This is a genomic window from Burkholderia sp. MS455 (genome assembly GCF_016899445.1).
Taxonomy (GTDB): Bacteria; Pseudomonadota; Gammaproteobacteria; order Burkholderiales; family Burkholderiaceae; genus Burkholderia; species Burkholderia pyrrocinia_C.
This window is the reverse complement of sequence record NZ_CP041779.1, coordinates 2,981,107-3,005,001: the sequence shown is the minus strand read 5'-3', so window position 1 is coordinate 3,005,001 and position 23,895 is coordinate 2,981,107. Positions and strand designations below refer to the sequence as shown.

22 protein-coding genes and 1 riboswitch are annotated in these 23,895 nt (G+C 68.3%); of the genes, 8 read left to right on the top strand and 14 right to left on the bottom strand.

Annotation, left to right across the window (positions count from 1 at the left end; translation table 11 throughout):
- Position 1: 1 nt before the first annotated feature.
- The 4 genes from ybeY to FPJ27_RS32945 all read right to left on the bottom strand — a co-directional run bounded on the left by ybeY (position 2) and on the right by FPJ27_RS32945 (position 4,512).
- Positions 2 to 778, bottom strand: a complete 777-nt coding sequence (gene ybeY, locus FPJ27_RS32960) for an rRNA maturation RNase YbeY (protein ID WP_204424442.1) — start codon at positions 776 to 778, stop codon at positions 2 to 4.
- A gap of 140 nt (positions 779 to 918) precedes the next feature.
- On the bottom strand, positions 919 to 1,962 hold the full coding sequence (locus FPJ27_RS32955) for a PhoH family protein (RefSeq protein WP_034178971.1): 1,044 nt from the start codon (positions 1,960 to 1,962) through the stop codon (positions 919 to 921).
- Between the two features lie 29 nt (positions 1,963 to 1,991).
- Positions 1,992 to 3,365, bottom strand: a complete 1,374-nt coding sequence (gene miaB / locus FPJ27_RS32950) for a tRNA (N6-isopentenyl adenosine(37)-C2)-methylthiotransferase MiaB (RefSeq protein WP_034178970.1) — start codon at positions 3,363 to 3,365, stop codon at positions 1,992 to 1,994.
- A 214-nt stretch (positions 3,366 to 3,579) separates the two neighbouring features.
- A complete protein-coding gene (locus FPJ27_RS32945; protein ID WP_204424438.1) occupies positions 3,580 to 4,512 on the bottom strand; it encodes a LysR family transcriptional regulator in 933 nt (310 codons plus the stop codon).
- Positions 4,513 to 4,658: 146 nt separating this feature from the next.
- On the opposite strand from FPJ27_RS32945, the gene FPJ27_RS32940 reads away from it, so the two are divergent.
- The 3 genes from FPJ27_RS32940 to ribB all read left to right on the top strand — a co-directional run bounded on the left by FPJ27_RS32940 (position 4,659) and on the right by ribB (position 7,910).
- Positions 4,659 to 5,834, top strand: coding sequence for an MFS transporter (locus tag FPJ27_RS32940; protein WP_204424436.1), 1,176 nt, complete (start codon positions 4,659 to 4,661; stop codon positions 5,832 to 5,834).
- A 228-nt stretch (positions 5,835 to 6,062) separates the two neighbouring features.
- Positions 6,063 to 6,746: an XRE family transcriptional regulator gene (locus FPJ27_RS32935; protein ID WP_072443458.1), complete on the top strand. Its 684-nt coding sequence runs from the start codon at positions 6,063 to 6,065 to the stop codon at positions 6,744 to 6,746.
- Positions 6,747 to 6,932: 186 nt separating this feature from the next.
- Positions 6,933 to 7,081: riboswitch (FMN riboswitch) on the top strand.
- A 118-nt stretch (positions 7,082 to 7,199) separates the two neighbouring features.
- Complete coding sequence (gene ribB, locus FPJ27_RS32930) at positions 7,200 to 7,910, top strand: 3,4-dihydroxy-2-butanone-4-phosphate synthase (RefSeq protein ID WP_072443457.1); 711 nt, start codon at positions 7,200 to 7,202, stop codon at positions 7,908 to 7,910.
- A gap of 81 nt (positions 7,911 to 7,991) precedes the next feature.
- Here ribB and FPJ27_RS32925 read toward each other — a convergent pair whose 3' ends face one another.
- From FPJ27_RS32925 to FPJ27_RS32905, 5 genes are all read right to left on the bottom strand, one after another.
- On the bottom strand, positions 7,992 to 8,678 hold the full coding sequence (locus tag FPJ27_RS32925; protein ID WP_204424434.1) for an HAD family hydrolase: 687 nt from the start codon (positions 8,676 to 8,678) through the stop codon (positions 7,992 to 7,994).
- Between the two features lie 185 nt (positions 8,679 to 8,863).
- Complete coding sequence (gene iolG, locus FPJ27_RS32920) at positions 8,864 to 9,850, bottom strand: inositol 2-dehydrogenase (protein ID WP_204424432.1); 987 nt, start codon at positions 9,848 to 9,850, stop codon at positions 8,864 to 8,866.
- Positions 9,851 to 9,961: 111 nt separating this feature from the next.
- Positions 9,962 to 10,789: a TIM barrel protein gene (locus FPJ27_RS32915; protein WP_204424429.1), complete on the bottom strand. Its 828-nt coding sequence runs from the start codon at positions 10,787 to 10,789 to the stop codon at positions 9,962 to 9,964.
- Between the two features lie 38 nt (positions 10,790 to 10,827).
- Positions 10,828 to 11,862: a xylose isomerase gene (locus FPJ27_RS32910; RefSeq protein ID WP_204424427.1), complete on the bottom strand. Its 1,035-nt coding sequence runs from the start codon at positions 11,860 to 11,862 to the stop codon at positions 10,828 to 10,830.
- A gap of 145 nt (positions 11,863 to 12,007) precedes the next feature.
- Positions 12,008 to 13,072, bottom strand: a complete 1,065-nt coding sequence (locus tag FPJ27_RS32905) for a LacI family DNA-binding transcriptional regulator (RefSeq protein WP_204424423.1) — start codon at positions 13,070 to 13,072, stop codon at positions 12,008 to 12,010.
- Between the two features lie 179 nt (positions 13,073 to 13,251).
- On the opposite strand from FPJ27_RS32905, the gene FPJ27_RS32900 reads away from it, so the two are divergent.
- The 3 genes from FPJ27_RS32900 to FPJ27_RS32890 are packed head-to-tail and all read left to right on the top strand — an operon-like array spanning position 13,252 to position 15,940.
- Positions 13,252 to 14,334 carry a fatty acid desaturase family protein gene (locus FPJ27_RS32900; protein WP_204424420.1) on the top strand — a complete coding sequence of 361 codons (1,083 nt, stop codon included), beginning with the start codon at positions 13,252 to 13,254 and terminating at the stop codon, positions 14,332 to 14,334.
- Between the two features lie 36 nt (positions 14,335 to 14,370).
- Complete coding sequence (locus FPJ27_RS32895; protein WP_072443450.1) at positions 14,371 to 14,679, top strand: non-heme iron oxygenase ferredoxin subunit; 309 nt, start codon at positions 14,371 to 14,373, stop codon at positions 14,677 to 14,679.
- Between the two features lie 4 nt (positions 14,680 to 14,683).
- Positions 14,684 to 15,940, top strand: a complete 1,257-nt coding sequence (locus FPJ27_RS32890) for an FAD-dependent oxidoreductase (RefSeq protein WP_204424418.1) — start codon at positions 14,684 to 14,686, stop codon at positions 15,938 to 15,940.
- A gap of 77 nt (positions 15,941 to 16,017) precedes the next feature.
- Here FPJ27_RS32890 and FPJ27_RS32885 read toward each other — a convergent pair whose 3' ends face one another.
- The 3 genes from FPJ27_RS32885 to glpD form a co-directional block, all read right to left on the bottom strand.
- Positions 16,018 to 16,734, bottom strand: coding sequence for an MIP/aquaporin family protein (locus FPJ27_RS32885; protein ID WP_034178959.1), 717 nt, complete (start codon positions 16,732 to 16,734; stop codon positions 16,018 to 16,020).
- Positions 16,735 to 16,815: 81 nt separating this feature from the next.
- Positions 16,816 to 18,318 (bottom strand): glycerol kinase GlpK, encoded by a 1,503-nt coding sequence (gene glpK, locus FPJ27_RS32880; RefSeq protein ID WP_034178958.1) that lies wholly within the window; start codon positions 18,316 to 18,318, stop codon positions 16,816 to 16,818.
- 105 nt (positions 18,319 to 18,423) lie between these two features.
- On the bottom strand, positions 18,424 to 19,947 hold the full coding sequence (gene glpD, locus FPJ27_RS32875; RefSeq protein WP_204424416.1) for a glycerol-3-phosphate dehydrogenase: 1,524 nt from the start codon (positions 19,945 to 19,947) through the stop codon (positions 18,424 to 18,426).
- Between the two features lie 162 nt (positions 19,948 to 20,109).
- Here glpD and FPJ27_RS32870 point away from each other — a divergent pair, with 162 nt between their 5' ends.
- Positions 20,110 to 20,478 (top strand): hypothetical protein, encoded by a 369-nt coding sequence (locus tag FPJ27_RS32870; RefSeq protein ID WP_204424413.1) that lies wholly within the window; start codon positions 20,110 to 20,112, stop codon positions 20,476 to 20,478.
- A gap of 102 nt (positions 20,479 to 20,580) precedes the next feature.
- Here FPJ27_RS32870 and FPJ27_RS32865 read toward each other — a convergent pair whose 3' ends face one another.
- Together FPJ27_RS32865 and FPJ27_RS32860 are read right to left on the bottom strand one after the other, a co-directional pair.
- Positions 20,581 to 20,778 (bottom strand): hypothetical protein, encoded by a 198-nt coding sequence (locus tag FPJ27_RS32865; RefSeq protein ID WP_034179421.1) that lies wholly within the window; start codon positions 20,776 to 20,778, stop codon positions 20,581 to 20,583.
- Between the two features lie 317 nt (positions 20,779 to 21,095).
- Complete coding sequence (locus tag FPJ27_RS32860; protein ID WP_006493999.1) at positions 21,096 to 21,875, bottom strand: DeoR/GlpR family DNA-binding transcription regulator; 780 nt, start codon at positions 21,873 to 21,875, stop codon at positions 21,096 to 21,098.
- A gap of 222 nt (positions 21,876 to 22,097) precedes the next feature.
- Between FPJ27_RS32860 and FPJ27_RS32855 the strand changes: the two genes are divergently transcribed.
- The gene (locus FPJ27_RS32855) at positions 22,098 to 23,738 is read left to right on the top strand and encodes a gamma-glutamyltransferase family protein (protein ID WP_204424411.1); all 1,641 of its coding nucleotides are present in this window, start codon (positions 22,098 to 22,100) and stop codon (positions 23,736 to 23,738) included.
- The last annotated feature ends 157 nt before the right edge of the window (positions 23,739 to 23,895 follow it).

Sequence of the window (23,895 nt, the reverse complement as noted above, 5' to 3'; positions counted from 1 at the left end):
CTTACTGGTACGGGTTCGGGAAGCCCAGCTTCGCGAGGATGTCGACTTCGAGCGCTTCCATTTCGGCCGCGTCCTCGTCGCTCGTCTCGTGGTCGTAGCCCTGCGCGTGCAGCGCGCCGTGCACCAGCAGGTGCGCGTAATGGGCTGTGAGCGGCTTGCCCTGGTCGTGCGCTTCCTTGTCGACGACCGGGCAGCACAGCACGAGGTCGCCGATCACGGTGCCGTCGGGCGCCGCATCGTACGCGAAGGTCAGCACGTTGGTCGGGTAGTCCTTGTGGCGGTAGCCGGCGTTCAGCGTGCGGCCTTCGTTTTCGCCGACGAAGCGCACGGTGAGCTGCGCGCTGGCGAACAGCGCCGGCTCGATCCATTCGGCGATCAGCTTGCGCTTGGGCAGCGTCTTGCGCACGTCGCTCGTGATTTCGTCGCCGTATTGCACGGACAGGTCGAGTTCCGGCTCGCGCAGCGCGCCTTCGATTTCGTCTTCGCGCGGCGCGGGTTCGGCGCCCACGTGCAGCGTCACGCTGTCGTAGTGCTCGGGCTGCAGCGCCAGCTTCGCGCGCATCTCCGGATCGTTGTGCTGCGCGACGATCGCGACGGCCGCGTCTCCCGAGCTGCCCGACAGGTCGAACATCAGGCTGCGGCCGTCCGGGAAGTCGATTCGCAGCCCCAGTGCGTTGACGGTCCGGGCCTTGCCCTTCGCATCGAACAGCGAAAGACGGGGGGATTCGGGCGCGGCGGACTGGGTGCGGCCGGACTTGCGAGAACGGGAGGATTTCATGACACGTGGGGCGATTGGAACGCGTTGAGGATACACCAAACGGCCGATCGCACCCGAATTCGCGCGGGCGAAAAAAGGCCCGGCGCGCCGTCTGGCGGGCCGGGCCGGCAGGCCGGGGCAGCGCGGGCGCCGCCGGCCGGTCAGCCGTCCTGGTGCTGCGCGTGGAACTCGTCGTATGCCTCGACGATGCGCGCGACGAGCGGATGGCGCACGACGTCCGCGCTCGTGAAACGCGTGAGCGCGATGCCGCGCACGCCGCTCAGCACCTGCTGCGCCTCGACGAGGCCGCTCTTGTGGCCGCGCGGCAGGTCGACCTGACTCGTGTCGCCGGTCACGACCGCCTTCGAGCCGAAGCCGATCCGCGTGAGGAACATCTTCATCTGCTCGGGCGTGGTGTTCTGCGCCTCGTCGAGGATGATGAACGCGTGGTTCAGCGTGCGGCCGCGCATGTACGCGAGCGGCGCGATCTCGATCATCTGGCGCTCGAACATCTTCGCGGTCTTGTCGAAGCCGAGCAGGTCGTACAGCGCGTCGTACAGCGGACGCAGGTACGGGTCGACCTTCTGCGCGAGATCGCCCGGCAGGAAGCCGAGCCGCTCGCCGGCCTCGACGGCCGGGCGCGTCAGCACGATCCGCTTGACCTGGTCGCGCTCGAGCGCGTCGACCGCGCACGCGACCGCGAGGTAGGTCTTGCCGGTGCCGGCCGGCCCGATGCCGAGCGTGACGTCGTGCGACAGGATCTGCTTCAGGTATTCGCGCTGCGCGGGCGTGCGGCCGCGCAGGTCGGCGCGCCGCGTGTAGAGCTTCGGCCCCTGCTCTTCGAGCGCCTCGTCGTCGAGCTGCACGACAGGCTCGTCGAACGGATGGTCGGGGTCGCCGCGAAAGCGCACGTCGAGTGTGTTCTCGCGGCCGTTGCCGGCGGTGTGGCGCACTTCGACCAGCGCGAGCTGGATGTCGTCGACCGACAGCGGATCGCGCGCGCGGTTGTAGAAGTTGTCGAGCGCCGCGAGCGCGAGCTTGGCGCCGCGCCCGCGGATCGTGATCCGGTGGCCGCGCCGCGCGAGCGTCACGTCGAGCGCCTGTTCGATCTGCCGCAGGTTTTCGTCGAGCGGGCCGCAGAGATTGGCGAGGCGCGCGTTGTCGTCGCGCGGCGCGATGAATTCCAGGGGGTGGGCGGGCTTCAAAGTGGCGTCGGGCTCCGGTGATGCGTCGGTCAGTGGGTGGCCGCGCTCGCGTCGTCGCTGACGAGCACGAGCTCGCCGCGCAGCGAATGCGGGTACGCATGGTTGATCTTCACGTCGATCATCTGGCCGATCAGGCGCGGGTGCGACGCGAGCGGCGCCGGGAAATTCACGACCCGGTTGTTCTCGGTACGGCCCGCGAGTTCGTTCGGATCCTTGCGCGACGGGCCTTCGACGAGGATCCGCTCGACCTTCCCGACCATCGACTGGCTGATGCGCGCGACGTTCTCCTCGATGGTCGCCTGCAGATGTTGCAGGCGTTTGAGCTTCACTTCGCGCGGCGTGTCGTCGTGCAGGTTGGCGGCCGGCGTGCCGGGGCGCGGGCTGTAGATGAACGAGAAGCTCGTGTCGTAGCTCATGTCGTGCACGAGCGCCATCATCTTGTCGAAATCCTCCTCGGTCTCGCCGGGGAAGCCGACGATCATGTCGGTCGACAGCGACAGGTCGGGGCGGATCGCGCGCAGCTTGCGGATCACCGACTTGTACTCGAGCACCGTGTAGCCGCGCTTCATCGCCATCAGGATGCGGTCGGAACCGTGCTGCACGGGCAGGTGCAGGTGGCTCACGAGCTTCGGCACCTTCGCGTAGGTGTCGATCAGCCGCTGCGTGAATTCCTTCGGGTGCGACGTCGTGTAGCGGATCCGCTCGATGCCGGGGATGTCGGCGACGTATTCGATCAGCGTCGCGAAATCGGCGATCTCGGATGCGCCGGCCGTCAGCGCGCCGCGATACGCGTTCACGTTCTGGCCGAGCAGCGTGACTTCGCGCACGCCCTGGTCGGCGAGGCCGGCCACTTCGGTCAGCACGTCGTCGAGCGGGCGCGACACTTCGTCGCCGCGCGTGTACGGCACCACGCAGTAGCTGCAGTACTTCGAGCAGCCTTCCATGATCGACACGAACGCGCTCGGCCCCTCGACGCGCGCGGGCGGCAGGTGGTCGAACTTCTCGATCTCGGGGAACGTGATGTCGACCTGCGCGCGGCCGCTCGCGCGGCGCGCGTCGATCATCTGCGGCAGGCGGTGCAGCGTCTGCGGGCCGAACACGAGGTCGACGTACGGCGCACGCGACACGATCGATGCACCTTCCTGGCTCGCGACGCAGCCGCCGACGCCGATCAGCAGGCCGGGCTTCGCTTCCTTCAGCTCGCGCACGCGGCCGAGATCGGAGAACACCTTCTCCTGCGCCTTTTCACGCACCGAGCACGTGTTGAACAGGATGACGTCCGCATCTTCGGGGTTGTCGGTCTTTTCGAGGCCTTCGGCCGCATTGAGCACGTCCACCATCTTGTCCGAGTCGTACTCGTTCATCTGGCAGCCGAAGGTCTTTACGTAAACTTTCTTGGTCATGGGGATTCGCCGTTCGCAGTGGTTGACCTGGGGGCGTCGTCAAGGGTGAATCGGGACGGCCGTGCGCTGCACGCAGGTTGCGCGCGTCGAGCATGAAAGGCCGTCGGGAAAGCTTTCCATTATAGCTTTTCGCGCTGCGCCGGATGGCCGGCGGGTTGCGGCCGCGCGACGTCGGTCGTCAGGTTCCGACCCTTGAGCGGCGGTGCACCGGCCGTCAGCGGCATGCGTTAAGCAGGTCGTCGAGCGCGGCTTCCTCGCGCGCGAAGCGTTCGGCGAGAAAGTCGAGCAGCACGCGCACGCGCGGCGCCATGTAGCGCTTGCTGTGATAGATCGCGTGCAGCGGCGCGTCCTGGTGCCGCCAGTCGGGCAGCAGCACGCGCAGCCGGCCCGCGCGGACGTCGTCGGCGATGTCCCACAGCGATTTCAACGCTATGCCGTGGCCGCGCAGCGTCCATTCGCGCGTGAGGCCGCCGTCGTTGGTCTCGAACGCGGTCGCGACCGGCACCGTGTGGATCTGCACCTCGTCGCCGCGCGTGAAGTGCCAGACGTTCATCGGCCCGGACGCGATCGTGATCACGTTGCACGGAAAGCGGGCCAGATCGCGCGGATCGGCCGGCACGCCATGGCGCTCGATGAACGACGGCGCCGCGCACAGCACGCGCCGGTTCGTCGCGAGACGGCGGGCGATCAGCGCGCCGTCGGGCGGCGCGGCGAAGCGGATCGCGAGGTCGATTTCGTCCTGCCAAAGGTTCGACGACGAATCGGACGCCGTCAGCGAGAACGTGACGTCCGGATGGCGCGTCGTGAATTCGTCGAGCCAGTCGAGCAACTGGTTGCGGCCGAAATCGGACGTCGACGACAGCCGCACCTTGCCGCCGACGACGTTGCGGCCTTCCTGCAGCATCGCGTCCGCGTCGTCGAGCGCCTGCAGCGCCTGCCGGCAGCAGTTCAGGTACAGCCGGCCCTCGTCGGTGAGCCGCAACTGCCGCGTCGAGCGTTCGAAGAGCCGCGTCGCGGTCTTCGCCTCGAGCTTCGCGAGGCGCGCGCTCGCGGCGGCCGGCGTGAGGTTCAGCTTGCGCCCGGCAGCGGACAGGCTGCCCAGTTCCGCGGCCTCGACGAACAGCCGGATGTCGCCCAGTCGATCCATTCGATTTTCCAGAATTTTTTGAAAATGGTTCAAATGCCACGCCAATTATCAAATATAGGCGTATTCGGGACAATGCGCGCACATCCCGCTTCTTGTGCGGTGCGGCACCGACCGGGCGCCGCTTCCGCCGCCCTCCGGAGAACGTCATGCCCATTCCGTTACTGGCGCTCGCGATCAGCGCCTTCGCCATCGGCACCACCGAATTCATCATCATGGGCCTGCTGCCCGAAGTCGCGCACGATCTCGCCGTATCGCTGCCGTCGGCCGGCCTGCTCGTCACCGGATACGCGCTCGGCGTCGCGGTCGGCGCGCCGCTGCTCGCGGTGCTGACGAGCCGCATGCCGCGCAAGGCCGCGCTGCAGTTGCTGATGGCGATCTTCATCGTCGGCAACGTGCTGTGTGCCACCGCGTCCGGCTACGCGATGCTGATGGTCGCGCGCGTCGTCACGTCGTTCGCGCACGGGTCGTTCTTCGGGATCGGCGCGGTGGTCGCCGCGTCGCTCGTGCCGGCCGACAAGCGGGCGAGCGCGATCGCGCTGATGTTCACGGGGCTCACGCTGTCGAACGTGCTCGGCGTGCCGTTCGGCACGTTCGTCGGCCAGCTGCTCGGCTGGCGCGCGTCGTTCTGGATCGTGGCCGCGCTCGGCGTGCTGGCGCTCGGCGGCGTGGCCGCGCTCGTGCCGAACCGCCACGACAGCGGGCCCGTCGGCCTCGGCCACGAGGTGCGCGTGCTGAAGGAGCCGCAGGTGTGGCTCGCACTGCTGATGACCGTGCTCGGCTTCGGCGGCGTGTTCGTCGTGTTCACGTATATCGCGCCGATTCTCGAGACGGTGTCGGGCTACGCGCCGCGCTCGGTCGCGCTGATCCTCGTGCTGTTCGGCGCGGGGCTGACGATCGGCAATACGATCGGCGGCAAGCTCGCCGACCGCGCGCTGATGCCGTCGCTGATCGCGATCCTCGTCGCGCTGATGGCAGTGATGGCCGTGTTCGCGAGGACGAGCCATCTGCCGGTCGCGGCCGCCGTCACCGTGTTCGTGTGGGGGATCGCCGCGTTCGCGACGGTGCCGCCGCTGCAGGCGCGCGTGGTCGAGAAGGCCGCGAGCGCGCCGCATCTCGCGTCGACGCTCAATATCGGTGCGTTCAACGTCGGCAATGCAGGCGGCGCGTGGCTCGGCGGCCTCGCGCTGGAACACGGCTTCGCGCTCGATACGCTGCCGTGGGTCGCCGTCGCGGTGACGTTCGCGGCGCTCGTCGTCACGTGGCTTGCAATGCGGCTCGACGCGCGGGCGCCGGCACGCGGCGCGGCGCCGGCGGCGCAATGAGCGGCGCGATAGCGGCGCGATAGCGGCGTGACGGCGACGCCATAGCGGCAGGAAAAGGTTCGCGAGAAACGCATTCCTCCGCGATGCTGATAACGGTGTGAAGATAACTTCGTTTGCCCGCGCAAGGCCGGGTGATAGCGTCTCGATACGCGCCGTTGCAGGCGCAACCCGATTCCGATCCCGGCTTACCCCATACGCAGGGCCGCGCAGCGGCCCGGAGGCAATGCTATGTCTTCACCCCTGGCGCTGGTGCGCGATGTGTCCTCCTTCGAGTCCGGCAACGCCGCCGACGCGCGGGCATCCGCATCGCTCGATGTCCTCGAACAGGTCGTCGGCGTGAACCTCGCGCGCTTGCGCGCCGAGCGGCAGTTGTCGCTCGATGCGCTCGCGCGGCTGTCCGGCGTGTCGCGCGCGATGCTCGCGCAGATCGAGTCGGCGCGCAGCGTGCCGTCGATCAAGGTGCTCTGCAAGATCGCCGCGGCGCTGAAGGTGTCGGTCGCCGCATTCCTGCGCCGCCATGCGGTGAACGGCTTCGAACACCTGGCGGCCGAGCGCGCGTCGCGCGTCGTCAGCTCGAACGGCCGTTTCTCGGCGCGTGCGCTGTACCCGGAAGGCGAGCCGGCCGCGGCCGAATTCCACGAGCTGCGGATCGCGCCGCTGCATACGGAGCCCGGCACGCGCCGCGCGCCCGGCACGACGGTCAATCTCGTCGTCAGCGAAGGCACGCTCGAAGTCAGCGTGCACGACCGCCGCCAGTTGCTCGCGACCGGCGACGCGATCGTGTTCGATGCCGACCAGCCGTACAGCCTGCGCAACCCGGGCGACAGCGAAGCGCGCGCGTTCCGCGTGACGGTGAGCCCTGAGGTGCCGCCGCGCTGGCTCGTGCCCGATGCGGCGCACGCGGCCGGCTGATCGTGCGGGTCGCACGGAACGGGTGCCGTCCCCATATCGGGCGGGATCGCAGCGCGGCAGTCAGCTGTTTGGACGATGCCGTTAGACGGAGTCGTCAGTAAGGTTTTAAGTGCTGTTGGCTGCGCTATGCGCGCGGCTGTTGTATGCTTGGCCCGCCGGCGATGGGCAGCCCCCATCCGGCAATCAGTGCGTCTTCAGGGCGGGGCGAAATTCCCCACCGGCGGTAGGCTGGCGTAAGCCGGCGAGCCCGCGAGCGCCCGCGCAACCGCGCGGGGTCAGCAGATCTGGTCGAATGCCAGAGCCGACGGTCACAGTCCGGATGAGAGAAGATGTGCAGATAGTCATGTCCGCCAGGGCCGCTTCGCGACGCGTGCGAAGCGGATTGTCGTTCTGTCTGTTTGCAATGCCCTGAAACGTTTTTCGCCCAAATCGTATTTGCGAGGAGCGTTTCACATGTCCTTGATGTCCGTTTCGTCGGCTCCCGCCGACGCCTTTGCCGATCTCCCGTTGCTGGATTCCGAACCGGTGCCGCCGCGCATCGCCGCTGCGCTCGAAGCGATGCGCGCAGGCCGCGCGGTCGTGCTGCAGGACGACCACGACCGCGAGAACGAGGCCGACCTGATCGTTGCCGCCGAGCGCATCACGCCCGAGACGATGGCGCTGCTGATCCGCGAGTGCAGCGGCATCGTGTGCCTGTGCCTGACCGACGACACGGTGCGCGCGCTGGAGCTGCCGCCGATGGTGCAGACCAACGAGAGCCGTAACGGCACCGCGTTCACCGTATCGATCGAGGCGCGCGAAGGCGTGCATACGGGCGTATCGGCGGCCGACCGCGTGACGACGATCCGCGCGGCGATCGCCGACGGAGCGAAGCCGCACGACATCGTGCGTCCCGGCCACGTGTTTCCGCTGCGTGCGCAACCGGGCGGCGTGCTTGCGCGCCGCGGTCACACCGAAGGCACGGTCGACCTGTCGATCCTTGCGGGCCTGAAGCCGGCCGGCGTGCTGTGCGAGCTGATGAATCCGGACGGCACGATGACGCGCGGCGACGACGTCGAGCGTTTCGCGCGACAGCACGGGCTGCCGATGCTGACGATCGCGGAACTCGTCGAATTCCGCGAGGCGCTGGCCGCTGCGCGCGAGCGCTGCTGCGAGCCGGCCTGAGCGAGGAGGGAGCGGGCGCGTTCGCGCGCCCGTGGCATGGCGTGCGTGAAGCGGCGCACGCCGGGCCGGCCTGAATGAAAGTCAGGACTGCACGTCGCCGAATTCGCCGCGCATGCCGGCTTCGACGAGCGCCGGCAGTTCGTCCATCTTGCGCATGATCCGCGTGATGCCCATCGCGCGCAGCGCGTCCGCGTAGTTGTCGGGGATGTGGCTCGCGCCGACGAACGCGATCGTCTTCATCCCCGCCGCACGCGCGGCATTCAACCCCGATACGCTGTCCTCGACGACGATGCAGCGCGCCGGCGCCACGCCGAGCGTCTGCGCCGCATGCAGGTAGACGTCGGGGTAGGGTTTCGGCCGCGACACCTGCTCGGAACTGAACACGCGCTCGCCGAAGATCTCGGTGAGCGATGCGCGCTTCAGCGAATTGCGCACGCGCACGAGCCGGCTGTTCGACACGACGGCGGCCGGCAGGCTGACCTTCAGCAATGCGTCGCGCACGCCGGTGATCGGCGCGAGCGATTGCGCCAGCGCGATCTCGATGTTGTGCTCGATGGTCTCGATGAAGTCGGCGGGCATATCGAGCCCGAAGCGGGATTCGAGCCCCGCGAGGAAACGCGACGTCTGCTGGCCGAACGCCGACTTCGCGGCGGCTTCGAAATCGATGTGCGGGAAGGTGGCGGTCAGCGTGTCGAGCAGCACGCGGTCGGCGATGACTTCGCTGTCGACGAGCACGCCGTCGCAGTCGCAGATGAGGTGATCGAGCATGATGGTGAAAAAGCGGGATATCGGCGACGCCGATCGATTCGCCATCATACGTGCTTTCACGCGCATGCCGCGCGACGTTTCGGCAAATCTGCCCGATGCGGCCGTGCCGTCGCAGCATTTCGTACAGGTGTGCTGCCGATGGTGCGACGGCGGCGGCCCGCTTGCACGGGCCGCCATCGCTTGCGTCACATCTCGATCACGCGCCCCGTTTTCCACGACGTCATCGCGGCCTCGGCCAGCTCGAGCGCGGCGAGCCCGTCGTCGATCGTCGTCCTGACCGGCGTGCCGTCGCGCAGCGCGTCGACGAAGTGCGCGATCTCGGCCGCGTACGCATGCCGGTAGCGCTCGAGGAAGAACGGCTCCGGCACGTCCGTCGCGATGCCGCCGGCCAGCCACGCGCTCACCTCGGTCGGCCGCACGTTGCCGGCCTGCAGCATCCCGTTGCTGCCGAGCAGCTCGAAGCGCTGATCGTAGCCGTAGGCCGCGCGCCGCGACGTGTTGATCTGGCACAGCAGCCCGCGCCGCGTGCGGATCGTGACGGCGGTCGAATCGAGGTCGCCGGCATCGAGCACGGCCGGGTCGGTCAGGCAACTGCCGGTCGCGTGCAGCGTCTGCGCTTCGTCGCCGAGGATCCAGCGGAACACGTCGAAGTCGTGGATCAGCATGTCCTTGAAGATGCCGCCCGAGCTGCGGATGTAGTCGACGGGCGGTGCGCCCGGATCGCGGCTCGTGACGACCAGCATCTCCGGCGCGCCGATCTCGCCGCGTTCGACGCGCGCCTTCAGCGCGGCGAAGGTCGGGTCGAAGCGGCGCTGGAAGCCGATCATGCAGGTCACGCCGGTGCGGCGCACGACGTCCGCGCATGCGCGTGAGCACTCGACGCTCAGGTCGACCGGCTTCTCGCAGAATACGGCCTTGCCCGCGTTCGCCGCCGCGACGATCAGGTCCGCATGCGTGTCGGTGCTCGACGCGATCACGACCGCCTGCACGGCTGCGTCGCCGAGCGCGCGATCGATGTCGGCGACCTGCGCGCCGTGTGCGTGTGCGAGCGCTTCGGCCGACGGCGCATGCCGGTCGATCACGTATTTCAGTTTCGCGCCCGGATGGCGCGCGAGATTCGCCGCATGGATCTTGCCGATTCTTCCCGAGCCGAACAAAGCGAATTCGATCATCCTGTTCTCCTGTTCCGTTGAGTCCGTGGTCTTCTTCCTGTCGGGCCCGCGCGTATCGGGCATGGCGTCATGCGTGCCGGTCGCCGCGCCGGCCGCGTACCGCGGCGACGCTCAGCAATCCGCCAGTTCGCGCCGCACGTATTCGACGCTCGCGCGCAGCCGGTCTTCGATGTCGTCGGCTTCGGCGATTTCGTTCGCGAACGGCTCGAACGAGAACGCGCCGCGGTAGCCGCGCGCGAGCAGTTCGCGCAACTGCCGGATGTTGCCGAGCCGGTCGGCGCCGCCGACCAGCACGCGATGGCCGTCGCGCATCCGGTCGACCGGCAGGTCGTCTTCGTCGACGCCAGAGATGTGCACGAGGCCCGTCAGGTTCGGGAAGAAGATGTCCTCGCCCGACAGGTGATGGTGGAACGTGTCGTGCACGAGCCGGAAGACCTGTTCGCCGGCCGCGGCGTAGATGCCTTTCACCGCATCGGACTTGCGGCGCAGCGCGCACTCCTCGAAACCGAGCGGCTCGATGAAGCCGAGCAGGCCGCGCGCTTCGAGGATCGGCTTGAGCGCCTTCAGCGCCTTCACGAGATCCGCATGGCGCGCGTCCGCGCCGCGCGTGTCGCCGCGGCTGTTGGTCGGGCACAGCACCAGCGCGCGCGCGCCGCATTGCGCCGCGTAGTCGGCCAGCACGGTCGCTTCGTCGGCGCGCTCGGCGTTCCATTGCTCGAAGCGCTGCAGCGCGTTGATCGTCAGGATCGTCACGCCGCCGGCTTCGGCCGTCGCGCGCACGGCGGCGGCCGGCGTGCCGTCGACGATCTCGACGCCGTCGAGATCGTTGCGGATCTCGATCGTGTCGATGCCGAGGCGCCGGCACAGCGCGACATAGCGGTCGAGCGGCAGGCGCGGCGCGCTCATCCGGTTCAGCGAAAAGTGGAATGCTTGCGTCATCGTTCTGTCCTTGTGTGTCGAGTAGGGCGGGGTCCGAATCAGGGGCCGGGGCGGGCGGTGCCGCCGGCCGGCGGGTTTGCCGGCGGCGCTGCGAGCGCGTGCCACGTGCCGCGCAGCCAGTGTGCGCACGCGACGTTGTTGTCGAAGATCGAATAGCGTGCGCCGCCGCCGTAATCGGGAAACGGGATGAACTCGCAACTGATCTGTTCGAGCCGCGCCGGCCGAGCGTGAACCTGCGATTGCAGCAACTGGCGTAGCGCGGCTTTCCACGTGTCGAGCGCCGCCGCGTGCCAATCGCCGTGGTATGCACCTGGTGCCGGCGCGACGAACGGATACTGGATGCCGCGTCCGGGCCGGCCGTCCGCGCGGCGCATCCGGCGATTCTCCGGATTGTTCGGGATCACGCTGCGCGCATGCGCATGCCGGACCCAGCCGCGCGCGATCCAGTCGGCGTAGACGGTCGATGGCGATGCAGGGTCGAGCATGCGGCGCACGCTGTCGGCGGGCTCGCGCAGGCCCGATGCATCGAGTTCGGCGCGATTGCCGATCTTGAACAGCAGGTGCGAATGATCGAGCGTGATCCGGAACGGCGCACCGGCCTGCTCGACATGCCGCGCGACACGCGCGACGCGCGTGAAATCCTCGCTCCACATGTCGACGTGTACTTCGAGGCTCGGCAGGCAGCCGACCGGCTCGCCGCGTTCGTACGTACGCAGGTAGAAATCGGCGACTTCGCGGTCCGACAGCGGATGGCCGTCCGCGTGATGCGCGTAGAGCTGGCAGTTGAGCACCGTGCTGCCGAACCGCGCGCCGGCATCGACGATTTCGGCGACATGCGCTTCGTCATGGCCCGCGCGCCAGGTGCCGCCGATCACGCGAATCGGCAGCGCATGGCGTTCGACCAGCGCGAAATACGGCGACAGATCTTCGCCGCGCGCCGGGTTCTTTTCGATGTAGTCGAACACGCCGGCATTGGCGACCATCCGGAAGCGTTCGGCGGGCGCGGGCAACGGCAGGCCGTCGTGTTCGAGCACGCCGTCGAGGTTCACGCCGATGAGGATCGGTTCGGCCATCGTCTCCTGTCCGTTGTTGTCGTGGGGATGGCTGCTCAATGTACGGATGCGCCGAGCGGGCTGCATGACAAACGTTGACGAAAAATCGCCAATGCGCCGGTCGATTTTTTTCGGCACGCGCGTGCGGCGCGATGCGCAGCGACATTCAGGACTGCAGGTAGGCGCTCGTCCTCACGTTCGCCGCACAGAACACGCGGAATTCGACCGGGTCGCCGGGCGGCGGCTGTTCGACGATCCCGCACGCATGCAGCACGTGCTGCAGCGCGGAAATCGCCTGTCCGTCGGGATCCTGGTCGATCGCGAGATCCATCGCGCCGGCTTCGATGAAGCTGCGGTGCTCGTCGAGCATCTCGTGCCCGATCCAGACCACGCGCCCGGTCGCGCCGGCCTTGCGCAGCGCTGCTTCGATGCCGGCCGAGCCGGCGCCGCTGTTGTAGATCGCGACCACGTCGTCGTGTGCCTGCAGTGCCTTCGTCACCGCGCGGTAGCAGCGGTCGTCCTGGTCGAGCGTCTCGACCGGCTCGCCGTCGCAGCGCAGCGCGGCGAATGCGTCGGCGAGCTGGTCGCGGCAGCCGGCCATCCGGTCGGCGTGCGCGCGGTAGCCCATGCGCCCGCCGAGCAGCAGCACGCGGCCGGGGCGTGCCGCCAGGCGGCCGACGTAGTAGCCGGCCGTGCGTCCGGCGCGGTAGTTGTCGATGCCCGCGTAGTGCACGCGATCGATGCCGCCGATGTCGGTGACCATCGTGACGACGGTTTCGCCGCGCGCGATCGCGCCGGCCAGTGCATCGCGCACGCGGGCGGTGTCGCGTGCGGTGACGATCAGCGCCGCGCGCCGGTATGCGGGCCGTTCGATCAGCGCGGCGGCGCGTTCGTCGTCCGCGGCAGGCAGGATCGTCCGGTGTACGACCACGCGCCGGTCGAGCATCTGCAGCGAGCGCTGCAGCGCCTGCTGCAGCCGCCGGAAGAACGGCGCGTCGGTGTCCGGCAGCAGCACGTCGACGTGGATCAGCCCGTGCCGCGTGTCGGGCAGTTGCCGCGGCACGCCGAGCTGCCGCGCCGCCGCGACCACGCGCTCGCGCGCCTGCGCCGACACGCTGCCGCGCTCGTTCAGCACGCGGTCGACGGTGGTCGTGCTGACGCCCGCGAGCGCCGCGATCTCGTCGAAGCGCGCGGTGCGCTTGCGCCAGCGCGGCCCGGATTCACCTGCCATGGTCGTCTCCATCGTTGTGGTCGCCATCATCGGGGGCGTGGCGCTGCCAGGAACGCTAAAACGATGGCGAAATTTCGTCAACGTTTCGATTGAGCGGGGGCGGCCGGTCGCCTAATTTTGGTTCCATGGGGGAAGCGCTTGCCGCGCTTCCCGCGCACAAGCAAACCAGGGAGACACGAGTGGTCCATACCGACGACCAGGCGCACGATCGCACGGCGGCGCGCCGTCAGGAATACAGAATGATCGGCGGCGCCGGAGAGCGCGCGCACGCGGCTGGGCTCGTCAACGCCGAGTGGTACCGGTGCGCGGTGCCGCGGCCGCTGATGAAGCAGTTGATGCAGCGCGGCGACGCGCGTGCGATCCGCGACACACTGATCTGGTACGCGGCGATCGCGGCCAGCGGCACGCTCGCGTGGCTTGCCTGGCGTGCGCATTCGGCGTGGGCGATCCCCGCGTTCTTCGTGTACGGCACGCTCTATTGCAGCCCGGCCGACTCGCGCTGGCACGAATGCGGGCACGGCACCGCGTTTCGCACGCGCTGGATGAACGACGCGCTGTACCAGGTCGCGTCGTTCCAGGTGTTCCGCCGCGCGACGGCGTGGCGCTGGAGCCATGCGCGTCATCACACCGACACGCTGGTCGTCGGGCGCGATCCGGAAATTGCCGCGCCGAAGCCGACCGACTGGCTCGCGCTCGCGCTGAACGTCGTCGCGCTGAAGCATGTGGCCGGCGAACTGCGCAAGATGATCGCGGCCGCGTTCACCGGCCGGCTCGACGACGAGGAGCGCACCTACGTGCCCGAGTCGGAATGGCCGAAGGTCGTGCGCGAGGCGCGCATCCATCTGGCGGTCCATGCGCTCGTGGCCGGTGCGTCGCTGTACTGGCACACGCTCCTGCCGCTGCTCTACATCGGCTTGCCGAGCCTCTACGGCGCGTGGCTGTACCTGTACTTCGGCCTCACGCAGCACGCAGGCATGCCCGAGAACGTGCTCGATCACCGGCGCAATTGCCGCACGGTGATGATGAATCCGGTGTTCCGCTTCCTGTACTGGAACATGAACTACCACGTCGAGCACCACATGTTCCCGATGGTGCCGTTTCACGCGCTGCCGAAGCTGCACGAGGCCGTGAAGGCCGACATGCCGCCGCCATACTGCAGCACGCTCGCCGCGTATGCGGAGATCGTGCCGGCGCTGGTCCGGCAGACGCGCGACCCGTCCCATTACGTCGTGCGGCCGGTGCCGGACACGGCGCGCGCGTGACCGGCATCGAACAACCCAATCAAGGAGACATGCATCATGACGCAATGGATCGACACCGGCGCGCTCGACGACATCGACGATGAAGACGTCGCGCGCTTCGATCACGCGGGCCGCACGTACGCGATCTACCGGATCGACGGCCAGGTTTATGCAAGCGACGGCCTGTGCACGCACGAGAACGTGCATCTCGCGGACGGGCTCGTGATGGGCCATGTGATCGAATGCCCGAAGCACAACGGCCGCTTCGACGTGCGCGACGGCCGGCCGCTGTCAGCGCCCGCATGCGAGAAGCTGCGCACGTACCGCGCGAAGATCGAGGGCGGCCGCATCCTGATCGAGGTGTGATGCGATGACGAACCACCGTGTGATGGCGATCGTCGGCGCGGGCCATGCGGGCGGCCGCGCGGCGCAGGTGCTGCGCGAGTCCGGCTGGCGCGGTCGCATCGTGCTGATCGGCGCGGAGGCGCACCTGCCGTACGAGCGGCCGCCGTTGTCGAAGGGTGTGCTGACGGACGAGCGCAGCGCGGCGCAGTGCCGGTTGCGCGATCCGGGCGCATGGGCGGCCGACGGCATCGAGCCGGTCGTCGCGACGGTCGAGCGCATCGATTCGCACGCACGCGAAGTGCGCGTGTCCGGCGCTCGGGTGTTCGGCTACGACGCGCTGCTGCTCGCGACCGGCGCTCGCGCGCGCCGCCTCGCGATTCCGGGCGCGGCGCTCGACGGCGTGTTTGCATTGCGAACGCTCGACGACGCGGCGGCACTCGGCGCGCGGCTCGTGTCCGGCGCGCGGATCGTGCTGATCGGCGGCGGCTTCATCGGTCTCGAAGTCGCGGCGTCGGCGCGGCTGCGCGGCTGCCGCGTGACCGTGCTCGACGCCGCGCCGCGTCTGCTTGGGCGCGCGGTGCCGGAAACGATCGCGGCGCGCGTGCAGGCGCTTCACGAGGAGCAGGGCGTGGCGATCCGCGTGAACCGGAAGCCCGTTGCGATCGAGCGGATCTCGGGCGGCGCGCTGGCCGTCGCGCTCGACGACGGCGACACGCTGATCGCCGATACGGTCGTGGCCGGCATCGGCATCGGCATCGAACCGGCCGACGAACTGGCGCGCGACGCGGGCCTCGCGGTCGATCGCGGCATCGTCGTGAACGCGCGGCTCGAGACGTCGGCGCGCGGCATCTATGCGGCCGGCGACGTCGCAGTGTTTCCGAGTGCGTTGTCGGGGCAACCAGTCCGGCAGGAGACATGGCACGGCGCGGAGACCCAGGCGCGCGCCGCCGCGCGCAACATGCTCGGCGCCGACGAACCGTATCGAGAGATGCCGTGGTTCTGGTCGGATCAGTACGACGCACAGTTGCAGGTGGCCGGAGAGCCGGCGCTCGGCGAACGGTCGGTCGCGCGCAGGCTCGACGGCGACGCCGAAATCCATTTTCATTTCGATGGTGGCGGACGGCTCGTCGCGGCGAGCGGCTTCGGCCGCGCGTCCGGATTTGCCAAGGAGATGAAGCTGGCGAGGGCGCTGGTCGAACGCGGCGCCGCGGTGGCGCCCGCGGCGGTCGCCGACGCGAACCTGAAGCTGAAAACGCTGTTGCCGGCGTCGGCCGGCGGGTAGGCGGAACGTGCAATGAAAAACAGCCCGCGGCCTTCCGGCACGCGGGCTGTGTCGCTTCGTCGGTGCGACGGGCCGCGTCAGTGCGGCACGTGCAGTTGCAGATAGAGCACGGCTGCGAGCGAGCCGCCGATCAGCGGGCCGACCACCGGGATCCACGCATAGCGCCAGTCGCTGTCGCGCTTGCCGGGAATCGGCAGCAGCGCATGCATGAGGCGCGGCGCGAGGTCGCGCGCGGGGCTCATCGCATAGCCGGTCGGGCCGCCGAGGGAGATGCCGATGCCGAGCACGAGCAGGCCGACGGGCAGCGCGTCGAGTGCGCCGAGGCCGACCTGCGGCGACGCGAGATACAGCACGCCGAGGATCAGCACGAACGTGCAGATCGCCTCGGTCAGCACGTTGTGCCGGACGCTGCGGATCGCGGGCGCCGTGCAGAACACCGCGAGCTTCAGGTCCGCATCGGCTTCCTTCGCGAAGTGCTGGCGATACGCGAGCCACACGAGCAGCGCGCCCGCCATCCCGCCGAGCATCTGCGCGAGGATGTAGCCGCCGACTTTCGACCACGCGAACTTGCCCGCGAGCGCGAGGCTGATCGTCACGATCGGGTTCAGGTGCGCGCCGCTGAACGACGCGGTCACGTAGACGGCGACGAATACGGCCATCGCCCAACCCCACACGATCACGATCAGGTCCGCGCCCTTGCCCTTGGTCTTCGCAAGCAGCACGTTTGCGACCGCGCCGTTGCCGAGCAGCACGAGGATCGCCGTGCCGATGAATTCTGCAATATAAGGTGACATGGTTGTCTCTCGTATGTCGCGGCGGACTCGCGCGCCGCGCGGTCCGCCGGTGTTGTTGTATTTCGTATGGATGGCTGACGATTACTGGGTATCGTCGGCCCATGCCTTCGCGGCGCGCACCGCACGCTGCCAGCCGGCCATGCAGCGTTCGACCTGCTCCTTCGGCATCGACGGCGAGAAGCGGCGATCGAGCTGCCACTGGTCGCGCACTTCGTCGAGGTTCTTCCAGTAGCCGATCGCAAGGCCCGCGAGGTAGGCCGCGCCGAGCGCGGTCGTCTCGGTGATCTGCGGACGCACCGCGTCGACGCCGAGCAGGTCGGCCTGGAACTGCATCAGCAGGTCGTTCGCGCTCGCGCCGCCGTCGACGCGCAGCTCGCCGATGCTGATGCCCGAATCGGCTTCCATCGCGGCCAGCACGTCGAGCGACTGGTACGCGATCGAATCGAGCGCCGCACGCGCGAGATGCGCGGCCGTCGTGCCGCGCGTGACGCCGAACACCGAACCGCGCGCCCGCGCGTTCCAGTGCGGCGCGCCGAGGCCGGCGAACGCGGGCACGAGATAGACGCCGTCGGTGTGCGGCACGCTCGCGGCGAGCGCTTCGATCTCAGCGGCCGTCTTGATGATGCCGACGCCGTCGCGCAGCCACTGCACGACCGCGCCCGCGATGAAGATGCTGCCTTCGAGCGCGTACTGCACGTCGTCGCCGATCTGCCATGCGATCGTCGTGACGAGGTTGTTCTTCGACTCGATCGGCTTGTCGCCGGTGTTCATCATCAGGAAGCAGCCGGTGCCGTAGGTGTTCTTCACCATGCCCGACGTCGTGCACATCTGGCCGAACAGCGCCGCGTGCTGGTCGCCGGCGATGCCCGCGAGCGGGATCTTCGACGCGAATACGGTGGTTTTCGTATGGCCGTAGATTTCCGATGACGCCTTCACTTCCGGCAGCATGCTGCGCGGGATGTCGAGCAGTTCGAGCAGTTCGCTGTCCCACTCGCGCGTATGGATGTTGAACAGCATCGTGCGCGACGCGTTCGTCACGTCGGTCACGTGCAGTTCGTGCTTCGTGAAGTTCCACACGAGCCAGCTGTCGACGGTGCCGAATGCGAGCTTGCCCTGGCGTGCCTTGTCGCGTGCGCCCGGCACGTTGTCGAGGATCCAGCGGATCTTCGTCGCGGAGAAGTACGAATCGATCGGCAGGCCGGTCTTCGCGCGCACCTTCGCTTCGAGGCCCTGCTTCTTCAGCGAGTCGCAGAAGTCGGCCGTGCGGCGATCCTGCCAGACGATCGCGTTGTAGACGGGCTGGCCCGTTTCGCGATCCCAGACGATCGTCGTCTCGCGCTGGTTGGTGATGCCGATCGCCGCGATCGACGTGCCGTTCAGGCCCGTGCGCGTGACGGCTTCCGCGGCGACGCCGGCTTGCGTCGACCAGATTTCCTGAGGGTCGTGCTCGACCCAGCCGGGTTGCGGGTAGATCTGCTCGAATTCCTTCTGGGCGATCGACACGATATTGCCCTGGCGATCGAACAGCATCGCGCGGGAACTCGTGGTGCCCTGGTCAAGCGCGAGGATGTACTGGTCCTGCATGTCTCTCATCTCCATCCGTGGATTGGCTTAGTTGTGATGCGCGCCGCATGTGGGGCGGCGCGTCGGTGAGTCAACTTCGGTCAGACAACTGCAACTGCTTTCGGATCAGGCGTGCGGCGCGTGCACGGCGGCGAACCATGCGTCGACCGCGGCCGTCACGGCATCGAGCGTGCCCGGCGCGACGTGCAGGCCGAGCTTCGAGCGGCGCCACAGCACGTCCTGCGCGCAAGTCGCCCATTCGGCATCGCGCAGGTAGCGCAGTTCGGCGTCGTAGATGCCCGGCGCGATTTCGGTGCCGAGATCGGCGAGCGACTTCGCGTCGTCGACCACGCGTTCCGCACGCGTGCCGTAGGCGCGCGCATAACGACGGGCGAGTGCGGCCGGCAGCCACGGATGACGTTTCGCGAACGTGTCGGCGAATACGTCGAACTTCGCGTTCGCGATGTCGCCGCCCGGCAGCGCGACGCCGGCCGTCCAGGTTTTCGCGTCGCGGCCGAGCGCGCGGCACAGCATGTCGCCGGCTTCTTCCGCGAGCTTGCGGAACGTCGTGATCTTGCCGCCGAACACCGACAGTAGCGGCGCGCCCGCGCCGTCGTCCAGCTCGAGGCGGTAGTCGCGCGTGACGGCCGATGCATTCGCCGCGTTCTCGTCTTCCAGCAGCGGGCGCACGCCCGAATAGGTCCAGTGCACGTCGGCCGGCGAGATCTTGCGCTTGAAGTAGCGGTTGATCGAATCGCACAGGTACTGCGTCTCGTCGCGATCGATCGCGACCTTCGCGGGATCGTTCGTGTATTCGACGTCGGTCGTGCCGATCAGCGTGAAGTCGTGTTCGTACGGAATCGCGAAGATGATCCGCTTGTCCGGGTTCTGGAAGATGTACGCGTGATCGTGATCGAACAGGCGGCGCGTGATGATATGGCTGCCTTTCACGAGCCGCACGCTGTGCTGTGCGCCGCGGCCGAGCGCGCCGTGCAGCACGTCGCCGACCCACGGGCCGGCCGCGTTCGCGATCGCGTGCGCATGCACGACGCGGATCGAACCGTCGGCGTGCTGCAGCCGCGCTTCCCATTCGTCGCCGCGGCGTTCGGCGGATACCAGCTTCGTGCGCGTCAGGATCTCGGCGCCGCGCTCCTTCGCATCCATCGCGTTCAGCACGACGAGGCGCGCGTCGTCGACCCAGCCGTCCGAGTACACGAAGCCGCGCTTGATCGAGTCGATCAGCGGCGCGCCGGCCGCATGGCGGCGCATGTCGATGCCGCGCGAGCCGGGCAGCAGTTCGCGTTTCGCGAGGTGATCGTAGAGGAACAGGCCGATGCGGATCAGCCAGGCCGGACGCAGGTTCGGCATGTGCGGCATCACGAAGCGCAGCGGCCACATGATGTGCGGCGCCGCGCGCAGCAGCGTCTCGCGCTCCTGCAGCGCCTTGCGCACGAGCCCGAACTCGTTGTACTCGAGATAGCGCAGGCCGCCGTGAATCAGCTTCGTGCTGGACGACGACGTATGCGACGCGAGATCGTCCTGCTCGCAGAGCATGACCGACAGGCCGCGGCCGGCCGCATCGCGCGCGATCCCCGCGCCGTTGATGCCGCCGCCGACGACGAGCAGATCGTAGCGATTCGGTTGGGTCACCTGCTGTCCTTATCGTCTGATGGAAATGGGCGAACACTAAATGTTCGAATTCGAAATTTAACGAACGAAATCGAAAAAGTAAAGTTCGAAAAAGCGGGGCCAGTAGCGCGCGGCGCGATCCCGGACGATACTGGCGCATTCGACCGTTTCGCGAGGTGAATCATGCGTATTGGGATGTGGGCCGGCGTGTGCGCCGTCCTTCTGGCGGGGTGCAGCGCCGGCACGCCGCCGCTCGCCGGCAACTGGCGGGCGCCGTCGTTCACCGACCTGCAGACGTCGTGCGGCGGCACCGCGCGCGACTGGGGCGCGGACGCGCAGCCGGTCTACTCGACGCTGTACGACGCGTACGTGGCGAAACGGTATCGCGAGCTGACCGAAGCGAACTATTGTGCGTTCGTAAACGAACTTTCGACGCACTATGCGGCGCCCGACGCGGCGGCGCGCGCCGGCTGGATCGCGTATTTCAACGGTGCGCGCGCGCAGGCCATCAGCTGGCGGGCGGCGGTCGATCCGACGCTGCGCGGCGGCTGACCCCGGCTGCGGCCGGGTGAGGCGAACCGGCGGAGGAAGCGGAAACGACCGCGCGGCCGGGAGTCGGTCCGGCCGCGCGGTCAGGTCAGGAACAGCGAGGTTTCACGAATAGCGGTACTTGATGGATCGCAGTGCGGCGTCACCGGTCTCGGTCACGCAGTATTTGCGCCCCGAGCCGAGTCCTTCAAGGCGGACGAGCTGCTGTTCGAGCAGTGTGTCCAGTTCATCCCGATCCATGTCGCGCTGGTCAGGCGCGTCCTTTACAAGCAATAGCGTGGCGAATTCATGCGGACTCAGCATCGTTCTCTCCATGGCAACCGGTCTGCCCGCGCGGCCGGCGCAAACGCCGACGCACGATACCCCGCGGGGTGTATGGCTTGGGGGGAAAAGCTGCATTCGCCGGCCCTGCGATTCGCACCCGCCCTGGCACAGGCGGATCGGGCGAACGGGCCGGGGAACTGGAGTCTAGTCGAGCGCGCGGGCAACGACAAATCGTGCCCCGTTAATTTTCCGTTTGACAGGAGGATGCACCGCAAGCGGTCCGCTCGCGGCGCCAACTTCTTGATTTCACTTGAAGTTTCGGGTGCGGTGCAGCATCGCTGACGCGTTCGCAAGCATCATTCCGCGACGTACACCTGGGTGCCGGCGGCGGCTACCGTGTCCGCCATCTCGGGCGGCAGCGGCTTGTCGGTGAAAAGCGCGTGCACCTGGCTCAGGTGACCCTGGCGCACCAGCGCCGGGCGGCCGACTTTTGAATGGTCGGTCACGAGGTAGACCGTGCGCGCATGCTGCATGATCGCCTCGGCGACGCGCACCTCGCGCGTGTCGAAGTCGCGCAGCGTGCCGTCGGCCTCGATCGCCGACGTGCCGATGATCGCGTAGTCGACCTTGAACTGGCGGATGAAGTCGATCGCGAGTTCGCCGACGATGCCCTTGTCCCACGGCCGCACGATGCCGCCCGTGATCAGCACCTCGCAGTCGGGGTAGCCGCTCATCATCGACGCGACGTTCAGGTTGTTCGTGATCACGTGCAGCCCGTGGTGGCGGTTCAGCGCGCGCGCGACTTCCTCGGTCGTCGTGCCGAGGTTGATGAACAGCGACGCCTGGTCGGGGATGTGCGAAGCCGCGAGCGCCGCGATGCGCCGCTTCTCGTCGTGGAACATCCGCTGGCGCGCCGTGTACGACACGTTCTCCGAGCTGGTCGGCAGGCTCGCGCCGCCGTGGTAGCGGCGCAGCAGGTTCAGGTCGGCGAGCCAGTTCACGTCGCGGCGGATCGTCTGCGGCGTCACCGCGAAGTGCGCGGCGAGATCGTCGACGGTCACGAAGCCGTCGCGCTGCACCCATTCGAGCAGTTCCTGCTGGCGCGCGTTGAGGGTGAGGCGGGGATCTCGGGTCATGGCTCGGTGGTCGTGTCGTGAGACGGAGCGGGTATTGTAAGGGCGGCAACGGCGTTCGGCCGGCCTGGCCGGCACGGCCGCGTGAAATTCATGCGGGAATTGCATGGATTCATGTGACAAATGAATTTGTGCGATTGCGCTGATCGCGTTGCAATGGCGGACTGCCCGCGCATGCGGGCACGCGTTCGGCGCGTTCATTCAGCTTTCGACGAGGTGGCACCGATGACTGGCTTCAACTGGCACAACCCGTATCCGACGACCCGCATCCCGGTATTCGCGCGCAACGTCGTGTCGACGTCGCATCCGCTCGCCGCGCAGGCCGGGCTGCGGATGCTGTGGAAAGGCGGCAACGCGGTCGACGCGGCGCTGGCCGCCGCGGCCGCGATTACCGTCGTCGAGCCCGTGTCCTGCGGGCTCGGCGGCGACGCGTTCGCGCTCGTGTGGGACGGCGAGCGGCTGTCCGGGCTGAACGCGTCGGGCGTCGCGCCGGCCGCGTGGAACGTCGACTATTTCCGCAAGCGCCACGGCGAGGATGCGCACGGCATCGCGAACATGCCGATGCGCGGCTGGGATACCGTCACCGTGCCGGGCGTGATCGCGGGCTGGGAGGCGCTGCACGCGAAGTTCGGCTCGCTGCCGTTCGCGGACCTGCTCGAGCCGGCGATCGAGATCGCGGAGCGCGGTTATGCGGTGCCGCCGATCGTCGCGCACAAGTGGGCGGCGGCGGTGCCCGCGCTGCAGGGCCTGCCGGGCTTCGCGGAGACCTTCATGCCGCGCGGCCGTGCGCCGCTCGTCGGCGAACGCGTGTGCCTGCCGGGCCATGCGCAGACGCTGCGCACGCTCGCGAAGGACGGCGCCCGTGCGTTCTATGAAGGCGCGCTCGCCGGGCGCATCGCCGCGTTCGCCCGCGAAGGCGGCGGCGCGCTGACCGAAGCCGACCTGCGCGCATACCGGCCGGAGTGGGTCGAGCCGATCGGCAAGCGCTTCGGCCGTCACACGATTCACGAGATCCCGCCGAACGGGCAGGGCATTGCCGCGCTGATCGCGCTCGGGATCGCCGAGCATGCGGGCGTGACCGATTGGCCGCTCGATTCGGTCGACTCGCAGCATCTGCAGATCGAGGCGATGAAGCTCGCATTCGCGGACGTCTATCGCTACGTGGCCGATCCGCGCGCGATGGAAGTCACGCCCGAGCAGATGCTCGACGATGCGTATCTCGCCGAACGCGCGAAGCAGATCGATCCCGCGCGCGCGACGCACTTCGGCGCCGGCCGGCCGCATTCGGGCGGCACGATCTACCTGTCGGCCGCCGACGAGCGCGGGATGATGGTGAGCTTTATCCAGTCGAACTACATGGGCTTCGGCTCGGGGCTCGTGGTGCCGGGCACCGGCATTGCGCTGCAGAATCGCGGGCACGGCTTCTCGATGGATCCGGCTTCGCCGAACGTCGTCGCGGGCGGCAAGCGGCCGTTCCACACGATCATCCCGGCGTTCGTGACCGAGCAGGTCGACGGCCGCACCGAGGCCGTGATGAGCTTCGGCGTGATGGGCGGCGACATGCAGCCGCAAGGCCATCTGCAGACCATCGTGCGGATGCTCGGCCATGGGCAGCAGCCGCAGGCCGCATGCGATGCGCCGCGCTGGAAGGTCAACCGCGACTTCACGCTCGACGTCGAATCGACGATGAATCGCGCGACGGTCGACGCGCTGGCCGCACGCGGCCATACGATCAAGTCGATCGACGATCCTTACATGGATTTCGGTTCGGGGCAGTTCATCTGGCGTCTTGATCGCGACGATCGCGAGCGCGGCTACGTGGCTGCGAGCGACAGCCGGCGCGACGGTCTGGCGGCCGGCTTCTGACGGTTCGCCTCAATTTCATGCGCTCGACGGGCGGCCGAACGGCCGCCCGTTTCGTTTGATGCGACCGTACTGCTGAACGGCTGCAAGCAGTTCGAAGGACTCGTCTAACGAACGGCAACAGACGCCGTGGAACTGCGCCTGTCCGGTATGGTCAGTG

Excerpts from the sequence above, each read along its gene's own strand:
- miaB (WP_034178970.1), bottom strand. The coding sequence starts at position 3,365 with ATGACCAAGAAAGTTTACGTAAAGACCTTCGGCTGCCAGATGAACGAG.
- FPJ27_RS32865 (WP_034179421.1), bottom strand. The coding sequence starts at position 20,778 with ATGCTGAGTCCGCATGAATTCGCCACGCTATTGCTTGTAAAGGACGCG.
- FPJ27_RS32945 (WP_204424438.1), bottom strand. The coding sequence starts at position 4,512 with ATGGATCGACTGGGCGACATCCGGCTGTTCGTCGAGGCCGCGGAACTG.
- FPJ27_RS32915 (WP_204424429.1), bottom strand. The coding sequence starts at position 10,789 with ATGACGCAAGCATTCCACTTTTCGCTGAACCGGATGAGCGCGCCGCGC.
- glpK (WP_034178958.1), bottom strand. The coding sequence starts at position 18,318 with ATGCAGGACCAGTACATCCTCGCGCTTGACCAGGGCACCACGAGTTCC.
- FPJ27_RS32895 (WP_072443450.1), top strand. The coding sequence starts at position 14,371 with ATGACGCAATGGATCGACACCGGCGCGCTCGACGACATCGACGATGAA.
- FPJ27_RS32910 (WP_204424427.1), bottom strand. The coding sequence starts at position 11,862 with ATGGCCGAACCGATCCTCATCGGCGTGAACCTCGACGGCGTGCTCGAA.
- ribB (WP_072443457.1), top strand. The coding sequence starts at position 7,200 with ATGTCCTTGATGTCCGTTTCGTCGGCTCCCGCCGACGCCTTTGCCGAT.
- FPJ27_RS32870 (WP_204424413.1), top strand. The coding sequence starts at position 20,110 with ATGCGTATTGGGATGTGGGCCGGCGTGTGCGCCGTCCTTCTGGCGGGG.
- FPJ27_RS32890 (WP_204424418.1), top strand. The coding sequence starts at position 14,684 with ATGACGAACCACCGTGTGATGGCGATCGTCGGCGCGGGCCATGCGGGC.
- FPJ27_RS32925 (WP_204424434.1), bottom strand. The coding sequence starts at position 8,678 with ATGCTCGATCACCTCATCTGCGACTGCGACGGCGTGCTCGTCGACAGC.
- iolG (WP_204424432.1), bottom strand. The coding sequence starts at position 9,850 with ATGATCGAATTCGCTTTGTTCGGCTCGGGAAGAATCGGCAAGATCCAT.
- FPJ27_RS32885 (WP_034178959.1), bottom strand. The coding sequence starts at position 16,734 with ATGTCACCTTATATTGCAGAATTCATCGGCACGGCGATCCTCGTGCTG.
- FPJ27_RS32855 (WP_204424411.1), top strand. The coding sequence starts at position 22,098 with ATGACTGGCTTCAACTGGCACAACCCGTATCCGACGACCCGCATCCCG.
- FPJ27_RS32860 (WP_006493999.1), bottom strand. The coding sequence starts at position 21,875 with ATGACCCGAGATCCCCGCCTCACCCTCAACGCGCGCCAGCAGGAACTG.
- FPJ27_RS32940 (WP_204424436.1), top strand. The coding sequence starts at position 4,659 with ATGCCCATTCCGTTACTGGCGCTCGCGATCAGCGCCTTCGCCATCGGC.
- FPJ27_RS32935 (WP_072443458.1), top strand. The coding sequence starts at position 6,063 with ATGTCTTCACCCCTGGCGCTGGTGCGCGATGTGTCCTCCTTCGAGTCC.
- ybeY (WP_204424442.1), bottom strand. The coding sequence starts at position 778 with ATGAAATCCTCCCGTTCTCGCAAGTCCGGCCGCACCCAGTCCGCCGCG.
- FPJ27_RS32905 (WP_204424423.1), bottom strand. The coding sequence starts at position 13,072 with ATGGCAGGTGAATCCGGGCCGCGCTGGCGCAAGCGCACCGCGCGCTTC.